The sequence below is a fragment of the Treponema denticola genome (assembly GCF_024181405.1).
Classification (GTDB): Bacteria; Spirochaetota; Spirochaetia; order Treponematales; family Treponemataceae; genus Treponema_B; species Treponema_B denticola_D.
In genome coordinates this window covers 1,463,922-1,477,510 of sequence record NZ_CP051302.1, presented here as the reverse complement: position 1 = coordinate 1,477,510, position 13,589 = coordinate 1,463,922, and the positions used below count along the sequence as shown (strand labels likewise).

At 37.6% G+C, this 13,589-nt stretch carries 9 protein-coding genes; 7 read left to right on the top strand and 2 right to left on the bottom strand.

Annotated elements, in window-relative coordinates:
• Positions 1-68: 68 nt before the first annotated feature.
• From rpsA to HGJ18_RS07030, 7 genes are all read left to right on the top strand, one after another.
• Positions 69-2,504 carry a 30S ribosomal protein S1 gene (rpsA, locus tag HGJ18_RS07060; RefSeq protein ID WP_253695311.1) on the top strand — a complete coding sequence of 812 codons (2,436 nt, stop codon included), beginning with the start codon at positions 69-71 and terminating at the stop codon, positions 2,502-2,504.
• A gap of 13 nt (positions 2,505-2,517) precedes the next feature.
• The gene (locus HGJ18_RS07055) at positions 2,518-4,035 is read left to right on the top strand and encodes a sigma-54-dependent Fis family transcriptional regulator (protein ID WP_253695310.1); all 1,518 of its coding nucleotides are present in this window, start codon (positions 2,518-2,520) and stop codon (positions 4,033-4,035) included.
• A gap of 1 nt (position 4,036) precedes the next feature.
• On the top strand, positions 4,037-4,765 hold the full coding sequence (locus tag HGJ18_RS07050; protein ID WP_253695309.1) for a tetratricopeptide repeat protein: 729 nt from the start codon (positions 4,037-4,039) through the stop codon (positions 4,763-4,765).
• A gap of 51 nt (positions 4,766-4,816) precedes the next feature.
• Positions 4,817-5,476 carry a hypothetical protein gene (locus tag HGJ18_RS07045; protein WP_253695308.1) on the top strand — a complete coding sequence of 220 codons (660 nt, stop codon included), beginning with the start codon at positions 4,817-4,819 and terminating at the stop codon, positions 5,474-5,476.
• Between the two features lie 90 nt (positions 5,477-5,566).
• On the top strand, positions 5,567-6,691 hold the full coding sequence (locus tag HGJ18_RS07040; protein WP_253695307.1) for an ISAs1 family transposase: 1,125 nt from the start codon (positions 5,567-5,569) through the stop codon (positions 6,689-6,691).
• A gap of 74 nt (positions 6,692-6,765) precedes the next feature.
• Positions 6,766-8,244 (top strand): extracellular solute-binding protein, encoded by a 1,479-nt coding sequence (locus tag HGJ18_RS07035; RefSeq protein ID WP_253695306.1) that lies wholly within the window; start codon positions 6,766-6,768, stop codon positions 8,242-8,244.
• Positions 8,245-8,255: 11 nt separating this feature from the next.
• Positions 8,256-11,270: an EAL domain-containing protein gene (locus tag HGJ18_RS07030; RefSeq protein WP_253695305.1), complete on the top strand. Its 3,015-nt coding sequence runs from the start codon at positions 8,256-8,258 to the stop codon at positions 11,268-11,270.
• On the opposite strand, the gene rlmN is transcribed toward HGJ18_RS07030, so the two are convergent.
• Positions 11,267-12,310, bottom strand: a complete 1,044-nt coding sequence (gene rlmN / locus HGJ18_RS07025; RefSeq protein WP_253695304.1) for a dual-specificity RNA methyltransferase RlmN — start codon at positions 12,308-12,310, stop codon at positions 11,267-11,269. The genes HGJ18_RS07030 and rlmN overlap by 4 nt on opposite strands.
• Positions 12,300-13,547, bottom strand: coding sequence for a tetratricopeptide repeat protein (locus HGJ18_RS07020; RefSeq protein ID WP_253695303.1), 1,248 nt, complete (start codon positions 13,545-13,547; stop codon positions 12,300-12,302). Before HGJ18_RS07020 ends, rlmN begins: the two co-directional genes overlap by 11 nt.
• Positions 13,548-13,589 lie beyond the last annotated feature (42 nt).

Genomic DNA, 13,589 nt, shown 5'->3' with positions numbered 1-13,589 from the left:
AAAAAAATACTATACTTTTTATAAAAAAGTATATACATAATGTTAAAAAAATTGTATAATTGTAGAATATGATAATAGCGATTGATGGACCTGCAGGCTCAGGCAAAAGTACTCTTGCAAAGATGCTTGCTGAACACTTGAACATTACATTTATGAATACGGGTAGTTTTTATAGGGCCTTGGCTCTGGCTGTACTGCGTTCTTTCGGAGGCAGAAATGACGGAAGCGGCGGACAAACTCCCGATCTTTCGGATGAAAAAAAATGGACCTCATTTGCAGAAAAGACGGAACTTTTTTATATAAACGGCTCCATGTTTTTAGGTAATGAAAATGTTGAGGCTTATCTTCGAAGCGATGCTGTAGAATCCATTGTCGCACCTCTTTCAGCTATAGTTCCTATAAGGCACATATTAAATAAGAAAATTCGTGAAGAAGCCGCTAAAACCGGAGCTGTTTGCGAAGGCAGGGATATGACAACCGTTGTTTTTCCTAATGCAGATATTAAGTTTTATCTTGATGCTTCTGTAGAGGCCAGGGCAAAAAGGCGCTTTGATCAGGGAACAAGCAATCTTTCGCCGGAAGAAATAAAAAAAACGATTCTCGAAAGAGATGAGGTGGATAAAAACAAAAAAGAAGGGAGCTTAAAAGTGGCTCCCGATGCCGTGTACCTCGATACATCGGACTTAAATATAAATGAAGTTTATGAAAGAATGCTGGCAGAGGTGTCGGCAATAATATCGGCATCAAAGTCGGAAAATATCAATAATAAAGGGTTATCTATGGAAAAGATGGAAGTGGTAAAGGATGTTGAAAAAGACTCCAACGGAAACATCCAAGCACAATTACAAGAGGAGTACTTAAATAATTTTGAGGCTCCTGAGGCGGGGACAATTAAAGAAGGTTATGTTGTTGCTGTAAACAACGGAACCGTTTTTGTCGATGTAGGCGGTAAATCCGAGGGACATATTCCTTTGGATGAGTTTGATGAAGAACCTAAGGTAAACGATAAGGTAAATGTACTTATCGAAAAAACCGAAAGCTCAAACGGTCATTTATCCGTATCAAAACTCAAGGCCGATAGGCTTATTCTTCAAAAAGAGTTTAAACAGGCTTATGCCGATAAGACTCCGATTGATGGTACTATCGCAAAGCAGGTTAGGGCCGGCTATGAGGTAAAGCTCGGCGGCGGATTGACTGCTTTTTTACCTTTGAGTCAGGCAGATGTATCCAGAGTCGAAAAGCCTGAAACCCTGGTAGGCGTAAAGTCTAAATTCTACATTGAAAAATTAAGCTTTAATTCACGCACAGGTGAAAATATTGTTGTAAACAGGCGTAAGTACATGGAAGGGCGTACCGAAAAAGAAAGAGACGCCTTTTTTCAAAATACAAAGATAGGCGACACCGTAAAGGGAACGGTTAAGAGCTTTACCAGTTTCGGTGCCTTTATCGATTTGGGCGGTTTTGACGGCCTCTTACATATCAATGATATGAGCTGGGGTCATGTAACCCGTCCTAAGGACTTCGTAAAGAAGGGCGAAGAAATAGAGCTTAAGGTAATCCGCCTTGATCCGGAGAACAAGAGAATAAATCTCTCATTAAAGCATTTTACTCAGGATCCTTGGCTTCAGTTTGAAGACAAGTTCCATGTTGAAGACATTGTTACCGGAACGGTTACAAAGACAACGGATTTCGGTGCCTTTATTGAATTGGATGAAGGAATCGAAGGCCTGGCCCATATCAGCGAATTCAGCTGGGTTAAGAAGATTAATAAGCCTGAGGATATCTTAAAGCCCGGAGATAAGGTAACATGTATGATTCTCGGCTACGATATTCAGGCCGGAAGAGTTTCTTTGGGTCTAAAACAGGTTACGGACAACCCATGGGATACGATTGAAGAGCGTTACCCTGTAGGAACACGCTTAACTCGAAAGGTCGTTAAAATTACAAATGCAGGCGCCTTTATTTCTCTTGAAGAAGGTATCGACGGATTTTTACATGCAGACGATATTTCGTGGATTAAACGCGTAAAACATCCCGGAAGCGAGCTTGAAGTAGGTAAAGAAATCGAAGTTATCGTTATCGAGTGCGATGCCGAATCAAGAAGAATCCGTTTGGGTATTAAACAGCTTACCGATGATCCTTGGGAAAAATTCGGAGCCGCTTATAAGGTCGGTTCTATTGTTGAAGGCGAAGTTTCCTCAATCACCGACTTCGGTGTATTTGTAAAGGTTCCCGGAGATATCGAGGGCTTAATCCACAAACAAAATTTGGTTGAGTCCAGGGATGAAACACCTGAAGAAGCTCTTGCAAAATACGCCGTAGGAGATAAGATCAAGGCTGTAGTAATCGAAATAAATCCGAGAAACAAAAAAACCGCTTTCTCGATTAAAGATTTTAAGCGAAAACAACAGCAGGAAGAAATTTCTCAGTACATGTCAACCGAACAAGAAGATGATGATTCATCTTATACTCTTGGAGACCTTTTAAAGAATAAACCGGAGTAAATCCGTTCGTCTTATGAGCACGGTTGAGAGCATTAAAAGAGATAAGCTTAATACTCTTATAAACACAAGCTTGCTGATAAACTCAAATTATTCCGATTTGAGTGTTCTTTTGGAAAAGATTGTAGAATCGGCAATGGATGTTGTAGAAGGGGATGCAGCATCTCTTTTGATGCTTGAGCCGGATGGTGAAAGACTTAGGTTTGAAATTGCAATAGGGCCTAAGGGGATTGAAGCAAAAAAGATGGTGCTTGCCTTGGACGGTATTGCCGGCTGGGTTATAAAATATAACCGCAGTGCCATAATAAACGATGTATTAAGCGATCCCCGCTTTGATCCTACAGTGCAGAAGGTTACAGGTTACAAAAACCGTAATATGCTTGCAGTCCCCATGCGTATTAAAGACGAATGTATCGGGGTGATTGAAGTCTTAAACAAGAGAGAAGAAAAAGATTTTGATTCAGACGATTTAAACGTATTGGAACTTTTTGCTACACAGACGGCTATAGCCTATCAAAATGCAAAGCATTATGAGAAGTCTCGGGAAGAAATTATTTGCCTTCAAGATCAGCTGGAGCAGGATAGAGGCTATCATACTTTTATTGCAAAAAGCAAGGTAATGAATGAAAAGCTTGAGCTATGCCGTAATATAGCGGCTTCCGATGCCTCCGTACTCATATTGGGCGAGAGCGGGGTTGGAAAAGAGCTGATTGCCGAACAGCTTCACTTGAATTCGAGGCGTGTTAATAATCCCTTTATCAGGGTGAACTGTGCGGCCTTACCCGAAGGCTTGCTTGAAAGCGAGCTTTTCGGCCATGTAAGAGGGGCCTTTACGGATGCAATTGCAGATAGAAAGGGCCGGTTTGAACTGGCCGATAAGGGAACTATTTTTTTGGACGAAATAGGCGATATCCCTCTAACCTTGCAGACAAAGCTTTTGAGGGTTTTGCAGGAAATGGCCTTTGAAAGGGTCGGTTCAAATAAAACTCTTACGGTTGATACCAGAATTATTGCCGCTACAAATAAAAATATAGAGGAACTTGTAAGGCAGGGCAAATTCAGATCGGATCTTTATTACCGCTTAAACGTCTTGCCGATATATATTCCGCCTCTTAGAAATAGGAAGGATGATATTCAGGAGCTGGCCCATTTCTTTTTAAAGAAGTTCAGCAAAGAGGTAAAAAAGCCGTTTTTAGGTTTTTCGCCTGATGCGGAAAAACTTATAAATGCTTATTCTTGGCCGGGAAATATTCGGGAGCTTGAAAATGCCGTTGAGAGGGCCTGTGTTTTGGGTAAGCCGCCGTATATCGAGGAAAAGGATTTGCTTTTAAAATCTGAATCCTCCTCTTTTGAACCTGAGGTTAATTATTCGAATCCGGATTTAAAATCGGCCGTAAATGATTTTAAAAAATCTTTTATTGTCAAAATTTTAAATGAACATAAATGGAATCAAACAGCTGCTGCCGAAAAACTCGGAATACAGCGTACATATTTATCGAGATTGATAAAAGAGCTCGAAATTAAGGAGATATAAAATGGTTTTGGAAGAAAATAAAGATTTGGCACAAAAAATCAACGATTTTTTAGTCCAATATAGAAAAATAGTGCTTGGCATTGTGGTTTGTATTCTGGTTGCCGTTGCCGGTGTTGTTGTTTGGTTTGTAATCGGTGAAAATTCCAAGAAAACTTCGGTAACAAGCGTTGAGAAAGTTATTTATGAGCTTGAAGACTTTAAACGGGAAGATCGGGCTAAAAATCCTTCATCTGAAGATGACGCTGCGGATAACGAAAAAACTGTTTCTGCAGCCGTAAAAGAAGCTGAGGACAAGGCTATTGAAGAATTAAAAACCCTTGGTTCAAAATATTCTTCTTCCTATGCAGGCTTTAGGGCAAATACTACGATAGCCGAAATTTATTTTCAGCGAAAAATGTATGAAGATGCTTTAAAATTCTATGAACTTGCAGCAAAAGCCGTAAAAAATTCTTATGTCGAAGGAGTTGCCTCTTTTAATGCCGCAGCTTGTGCCGATGAGTTAGGAGATAAAGAGAAAGCTCTCGCTTATTATGAACGAGCTTCAAAAGTTGAAAATTTTCCGCTGATTCCCAGGGCGCTTTTTAATACGGGCCGCCTGTATGAAGCCTTGTCAAAAAAAGAAGACGCTATCCTTTCTTATAACAGGCTTTTGGAAAAATACCCTCAAAATGAATGGGCGCTTCTTGCAAAATCCCGTATAATTGTTCTTACGGGAAACGATAAGCAGTAAGTTATTTAAGGATAAATTCGGTAATGCCGGTTTATCCTTAACAGAGGTCATATGCTTGGGAAAAAACTATTATGTTTATTAAGTATTTTTGTTTTTTTCTCCTGCGGTATAGACAATATTGTTTATTTGGAGCCTCCAAAATTAATTCATGATCCTACAGGGCATTCTAGTGAATATCTGATGTATTTTGAGTTTGAAACCTCAGATAAAAATAATTTGGGTGTCGGTGAGTTTTTGGGCTTTGAAGTATATTACCGTATTTATGAATCGGAAACCGATTGTAAAAATATGATAAAAAATATAGTGCAGTACAATGAGTCAAATCCTGCCAACTCAGTTAATTACCTTCTGTCATCTTATAACTATAAGCTGTTAACATATGAGGGACACTTATATCAAGATAGACCTATTGTTCCGGCTTCAGGTTCTCCTGTCAACCGTAGAGTGAGATTTTTTATTGAAGCACTCATCTCTTATCCTAATAATTTTAGTATAGACGGAGCAATACAAGGTAAGGTCTTACGCCAATTAGGTGAAGACTTTGCTGCTGCAAAGAGCGGGGATTATGATGTACAATCTTCAAGTAATCCTTCTAACGATTCGTTTTATGTTGCAGTCTTTGCTGCAACTTACGGCGTTGATACAACCTTTAGACCGGTTTATAGCAGCCTTATTTCATTGGGCTATGTTAAAATAAAAAAGAATACATAGTTTTATATATAAAAAAAGTTTAATTTCTCCTTAATACCGTATTTCATCACACGGAAATCAATTTTGCTAAAAACTGCCGATAATAAAGGTATGGATTTAGAAAATATATTCGATTACTTTAACGACATCAAAATAATTAGCAATCACGACGGATATTTTTACAGCGTAAACGAAGCTTTAAAAATATTATTACTTGGTCTTCTTTGCGGGCGTAAAAACATTAGAGAGATACACGAATGGGCAACTGCTGACATTATAAAGGATAGGCTAAATAAAGAATTCGGCATAAAAAAGACACCTTGCTATTATTGGCTTACCTGTCTACTTAAATTGATAAACATAGACTCATTAAACGAATGTTTTATGAATATGGCTGAAGCTCTTATCAAAGAATACGGTACAGAAAAACCTCTTACAATAGCGATAGACGGAAAAACTATCCGTTCAACAGATAAAATGAGCAGCTATGAAAGTCCGCTGCACATAGTCTCTGCACAAGTTGCCGAATTTGGTATAACATTGGCACAAAAGTGTGTTAAAGGAAAGACAAATGAGATACCTACAGTTCAATCTCTTATAAAAACTCTTAATATAAAAGGACATATAATAGTTACAGATGCCTTAAATTGTCAAAAAGAAACTGCAAAAATCATAAAAGAAGGAAAAGGGGACTATTTATTGTCGGTAAAAGGGAACCAGCCTTTATTAAAAGCGGATATTGAAGAATATGTTCAAGATGAAATTTTAAGAAAACAAATGGACACGGCTTGTAAAAGTGAAAAAAATCGTGAAAGAGTTGAAAAGCGAACAGCCTTCTGCACAACTAATTTAGGTTGGATGGATAATACAGGTGAATGGGAGGGGTTAAGCTGTATTGGTGCTATTCATTCCGAATTTAAGAGTAAGAAAGGAAAGAGTGATGAATGGCATTATTATATTTCAAGCAGAAAACTTACAGCTCAAGAGCTATTGGATATCGCAAGGAAAGAATGGGTTGTAGAAACCATGCATTGGTTATTAGATGTTCATTTTAGAGAAGACTTTTGTCGGCTTTTAGATAAAAATCTACAACAAGCCTTGAACATAGGACGGAAAGTGGCGTTAAATTTGGTCTCGCGATACAAACAAAAAAATGCACCTAAATCTTCTTTGTCACACATTATGTTTAAAGCTCTCATGGATATATCTTTTATCAAAAAAATATTACAAAATTGATTTCCATGATTTCATCACGTAAATACTTGCAATTCTAAACATGATATGGTAAAATATAACATAAGAGGAACTTGATGAAAATATTGAAGCTTTTCATTTTTTGTATTGTTTATTTGCTTTTAAGTTCATGTAATCGAAGAGTATCTGAAGGTAATGCCGTTAAATATGATATCGATAAAGTTTTAAATAAAAGTGAGCCTATTACTATAAATATTTGGCATTATTATAGTGCAACCCAAAAAGAAAATTTTGACAGCCTTATAGATAATTTTAATGCTTCTGAGGGGGCCAAATACGGAGTTTATGTCCGCGGTATTAGAAGGGCAGGAAATGCAAGCGAAATATCTTCATTTTTAGCAGATGCTCTTTCTCAAAAACTTGGCGCAGATGAAATCCCCGATATTTTTTCGGCCTATCCGGATACGGCCTATGATTTTAACCAACAAGGTCTTTTGTTGGATTTAGCCGATTTTTTTACCGAAAAAGAGAAAGACGAATATGTAAAAAATTTTTTATATTCCTCCGGGTTTGGAGTAAAAGATGAAATTAAGCTCTTTCCCGTTGCAAAGGCTACCGAGGTTTTTATTTTAAATAAGACTGCATGGAAACCCTTTGCAGAAGCCATGGGTGTTTCTTACCGTGATTTAATTACATGGGAAGGCTTGGTGAAAGTTGCAGAATTATATCATAAGTGGACCGACTCATTAACTGCAGAACCTAATGACGGTAAGCCTTTTTTTGGACGGGATGCCTTGAGTAACTATATCTTAACCGGTACCTATGAACTCGGCAACAGTATCTTCAATGTGTTGGAAAACGGTGATGTTGAGTTTGTGCTGGATAGGAAATCCTTGCGTACTTGTTGGGATAATTATTATGTTCCGTTTGTCAAAGGTTTTTTTACTGCAAAGGGAAGGTTTAGGGCTGATGATTTAAAAACCGGCGACATCATTTCATGCATAACCTCAACTTCATCCGCAATATATTTGCCGTCTAAGGTTATAGATTCTGCAGGTAATTTTACATTTATTGAGTTAGACGCCTTACCCATTCCTCATTTTAGAAATGCAAAGCGTAAAACCATTGTTCAGCAGGGAGCCGGTATGGCTGTACTAAAAAGCGATATAAAACGGGAGACAGCCGCTGTTCTATTTTTAAAATGGTTTACCGAGATGCAAAAATATTCCGAATTTGCAGTTTCTACGGGTTATCTGCCTGTCAAGAAAAAAGAACTTGAAACCGAATCCCTGACAGCGGCCTTTTGCACTGACGATACCTGTATTTTACCTGTAATGCAGGATGCTCTTAAGATAAGTATGGAAACAATGAAATCCTTAGACCTTTATTTTCAGCCGGCTTTTAAGAATTCGGATAAGGCGAGGAATATTATTGCGGACCTACTTCAAGAAAGGGCAAAAAGAGACAGGGCTAAGGTACTTGAAAAGATTCAGTCCGGAAAAACTCATAAAGAAGCCGTAAATGAATTTCTTAGCGATAATGTTTTTGAGGAGTGGTTAAAAGAACTTGAAAAACAGTTATTTGATTTAAAATAGTTGGAGTTATAATGAAAAAAAGTAAAAATGCTCGAAAATATTCTACTTCCATTTTGTCACGCCTTTTGGTTCCCATGCTTTTTGTATTTGCTCTTCAGGCTGCAGTAATGCTGACGATGTTTTTAAGCTCCGATATCCTTAAAAAATCCGGCGATAATGCTTATGGAGTTTTAAGTGAAAAGGTTTTAAACCGCAAAATGCTGATCGAAAATGAAATGTCCAATAGGTGGACAAGAATTACGGATTTGCATGAAAAAGTTTTGAAGGTAATCAAGGCCGAATTGTCCCGTAATAATATTGAGCTTTATCAGCTTGCAGATAATCATGACTTGCAAAACAGTATTCTCGATACACTTCTGCCTCAGCTTATATATACCATAAGACGGAACTATGTTACGGGCGTCTTTTTGGTTATTGATGCGCCAAGTCCTATTGCAAAAAAAGACGAATTTTTTTATCCCGGCTTATATGTAAGAAATGAAGATCCTTCTTCCTATTCTTTAAGCAATGAGGACATCGTTATATCGAGAGGTCCGTCAGAGGTTGTGCAAAATCATAATATTGCTTTAGGAGTGGATTGGTCTCCTTTCTTTACTATTTCGCCTAACAGCCGGGATATTTTTTATAGGTATTTTAATGCGCCTATTGCTGCCGCTCTAGAATATCCTAATGAACCTGCTAAAAATCTTGCTTTTTGGAATACTTTATTTAGACCGGATACTTTAAGTGATGAGGTGATTACATACTCCATTCCGATAAAGGATGAAAAAGGAAAAATTTACGGAGTTATTGGTATAGATCTTTCGGCAAGATATATTCAGAGCTTTTTAGACTTTGCTGAGCTTGATATTTATAAAAAGGGAATGTATTGTATAGCCTTCCATGATGTAGATAAGAATGCCGGAACTTTTTTGCCGATAGTTTTTAACAGCATTGCAAGTAATTTGAATGCCGGCCATATTCCTGCCTTTGAGGTTGAACAAACCGACTATAAAAATGTTTATAGTATCGATAAGGGTTCAATATTTACGGAAAGATATTGTTTGGCCATAGAACCCTTTCATCTTTATCAACGTAACGGAATGTACGAAAATCAAGAGTGGGTGTTGATAGGTCTGGCTCCCGAGGCAAGTGTACTTTCGTTTTCGGTAACATTAAAGAAAATATTTTGGCAGTCTGTTCTTGTTTCGGGTTTTTTGTTTTTAGCCGGTTCTTACTTGTCGAGTCAACATATTTCCAGTATGTTTACAAAGGTTGTACTAAAGCTTCAAAACAGTGATCCCAGAAAGATGCTGAGTATCGAAAAAATGAATATTACGGAAATAGATACTCTACTTGTTGCAATAGAAAGATTAAGTGCCAGTGTTTTTAATGCGGCTTCACGGGTTTCTACGATTATAGAAAAGCTGCAGGTTCCTATAGGGGTTTTTGAACACAATATATTGATGGGTACGGTTTTTTGCAATTCGATTTGGTTTAAATTGTTTAATAGTCAAAAATATTCAGGCGATTCCGTTTTGAATACGGACGAATTTTATAAATTGTTGGATCATTATGAGTATTATATAAATTCAAAGGATGATACAAAAACCATCTATGCTATACCTACAGGGGAACATGGGAAGGTCCGCTGGATAAGGTTTATGCAGACGAAGGAAAACGACAAAATCTTAGGTATAGCACTCGATATTACAAAGGAAGTTGAAGACCGCAAAAAACTTGAACTTCAAATGAATTATGATGAACTTACCGGCCTTTATAATAGAGCTGCCTTTGACAGAAAGATAACCGAAGTATTTAAGCAAAAACATTTAGGTATCTGTGCTCTTGTTATGTGGGATCTTGATAACCTAAAATATTTAAACGATTCTTTCGGGCATGCTTATGGAGATACTCATCTTATGGCTTTTGGAAAAAAGCTTGCCATGCTGCAACAAGAGCGCTGTCTTGTTTGCAGGCGCTCAGGGGATGAGTTTTATAGCTTCTTTTACACCTTTTCGACATCCGATGAAATTAAACTTATTTTGACCGCTTTTTGGAAGGATATACAGGAGACTCCCATCACTCTCCCTAATGGAGAAACGTCAAAGCTCCGAGTCTCGGCCGGCTTGGCTTGGTATCCTTACGATGCAGATAATCAGGCCGATTTAGTCCGATATGCCGATTTTGCAATGTATGACGTAAAACATTCGTTTAAGGGCTCTTTACATGAATTCAATTTGGATGTTTATAAAAAGAATTATATAATGATCCATGGTACGGAAGCTCTTAATCAGATGCTTGACAGGAATCTTATAGAATATGCCTTACAGCCTATTGTTACTTCAGGTACCGGAGATATTTACGGATATGAAATGCTGATGCGTTCTTCTGCTCCGGAATTTAAAAGCCCTGAGGATATATTGCGTCTTGCTAAGGCCCAGTCAAAGCTGCATAAACTTGAAGAGCTTACTTTTTTTGGAGCAATGGATACCTTTGTTAAAAAGATAGAAAGAGGCGAAATATCTAAAGATACGAAGATATTTTTAAATACCATAAGCTCGCAAGTTTTATCGAATGCCAAATTCTTCGAATTTGAGGAAAAGTTTAAGCCTTATCTTTCAAATATTGTTTTGGAAATTACGGAATCCGAGCCTCTTAACACAAACTTTTATGATCTAAAAAACGAAAGAATCCGCAATTGGAATGCAATGGTTGCAATTGACGACTTCGGAAGCGGCTATAGTAACGAGTCATCTCTTTTGTTCTTATCGCCTAATTTGGTAAAGATAGATATGTCCATCGTAAGGGATGTCCATAAGAGTCTTGATAAGCAAAATGTATTGGAAAACCTTGTTTCATATGCAAAGAAAAGAGATATAATAATATTGGCCGAAGGTGTTGAAACAATAGATGAGATAGACGTATTGCTGCGGTTCGGTGTAGACTTGTTCCAAGGTTACTTTTTTGCAAAGCCGTCTTTCGATATTACTCCCATACCCGAAGAAAGAATACAGGAGTTAAACAAGGTTTTCTCTTTGTATTAGAACCGATTGGATCTTGTTGCTGTGGATCCTAGTTGACCGCAGGCTCCTCCTATGCTTTGACCTCTTTTTTGCCGTGTGCTTATATTTAAACCGGCCTTCTTTAGATAAGTCTCAAAAGTACGGACTTCCGTTTCAGATGGAGTTTTAAAATTCAAGCCTTCTACGGGATTCCATGGTATTAAATTTATAAAGCATTCAAGGCCTTTTGCAAATTCTATGACCTGTTGAGCTGCCTTTTTATCGGTATTAAGCCCCTTCATAAGGGCCAGCTCTAAGGTTACCCTCTTATTCGATTTTGAATTAAAGTATTTTATTGCTTGCTTTAATTCGTCAAGGCTGTTTGTTTTATTGATAGGCATAAGCTCTGATCTTAATGTCTCGTCAGCAGTTGTCAATGATACGGCAAGGCGTACTTCAGGCCCCTTATCTGCCATCTCATAGATTCCCTTGCATAGGCCTGAGGTTGAAATTGTTATGCGCCTTTTGGAAAGATTTCTCCCTTTAGGATGGGCAAGAATGTTTATTGCCTTATCTATTTCGGGTAAATTCAACATGGGTTCTCCCATCCCCATAAAGACTATATTATCCAAACTTCCTGCTTCTCTTTCCAAATGTAAAAATTGTTCTACGATTTCTGAAGCCGAAAGATTTCTTAAAAAGCCTATCTGTCCGGTTTTACAAAAAGCGCATTTCATGGGGCAGCCTGCCTGACACGAAACACAGGCTGTTTTTCTTTTTGCTTTATCTGTCAGTAATACGGTTTCTATGACTGAGCCGTCATAAAGCTCTACAGCCAGTTTGATTGTACCGTCCTTATCCTTTAATGCTTCTTTTATTTTTGTCGAAAACAGAGAAAAATCATTTTTTAGTTTAGAGCGCATATCGAATGACAGATTTGTCATTTCGTCAAAGCTGTTTACTCCCGAAGCTATCCAGTGAAAAATTTGTTGGGCTCTGAATTTTTCTTTTAGACCGCAAAAGTTTTGAATCTCTTCAGGAAACATTCCGGAAAGAGCTGTTTCATTCTTTTTAATGGTCATTTTTTGTCAGCTCAAACAAGAGGTCTGAAACCGTTTGATTTTTAATTCCAAGTTTTTGGAAATCTATTAAGGTTTCTATAGCTTTTTGCTTTTCCTTTTTTTCTATATAGCACTGGGCAAGTTCAAGATATACCCTATAATTTGTATCTTCGGTATCTTTAAGATGGGTTAGGGTAGTAATAGCCTGATCATATTTTTGCTGCAGCTTGCACAATATTGCAAGGCCTAACATTGCATATGAATCAAAGTCTATATCAAGAGCTTTTTGATAGTTTTCTTTTGCCTTTTCAAAGTCATTCATGCTGCGGTAGGCATCGCCTATTCGTGTTAAAATGACCTTGTTGTTAGGATCAAGTTCAAGTATTTTTTTCCAGTATACTATGGAGTTATATTGCTGGTTTAAACCTCTGTAACAGTCAGCCAAACCGAAGAGGCCGTAGAAATTATCGGGTGAGCGTTCAAGGGCTCTTTCAAAATAATATACACCTCGGTCAAAGAGCTTCATCTTTCGGTAACAGTTTCCAATAGATGTTAAGATACGTATATCTACCAATTCTCCGCTTGATTCCATTACCTTTTCCCAGTATACGAGGGCTTCCCGATATTTTTTAAAGTCGTAATTTAGGTGACCCAAGCCTATTAAGGCGTAAGCGTTTTTCGGGGATTTTTCCAACACTTTTTGATAAAGTTTTTCTGCCTTTTCAAATTCCTTGGTTTTTCGATAAGCATCGGCTACACGGGTTAATACCGTGATATTTTTATCATCAAACTTAAGGTATTCTTCCCAGATAGCTATGGCCCTTGGAAATTGGTTCATTGACTTGTAGCAGTCTGCAAGACCGAAAAGAGCATAGTTATTGCTGGGATGATGTTCAAGGCATTGTTTGTAAAATTTTATTGCTTCATTGAATTTATTGTTTTTACGCTCTGCATCACCTAAGCCTACCAGCGCATAATTATTTGTGGGATCCAGTTCCAATATTTTCTTAAAAACATTGATCGCTTCAGTAATACTGTTGCCTTTTAAAAGGGAGTAGGCCTGTTTTGAAAGTTCGGATATTTCTACCTGTTTTGAATCCTCCGGGCTGAATATCTCATCGCTAAAGGGCGGACTATTTATAAAATCAGATTCCTCAATGTCAGGAATCTCTTCATCTAATTTGTTTTCGAAACTTTTTGTAGTCTCACCGGGACTATCCATATTGGCTAACTTTTTTTCATGTTTGATGTCTGACATTAATCCTCCATAAATGTGTGTACGTACATCTAAAATTAATTA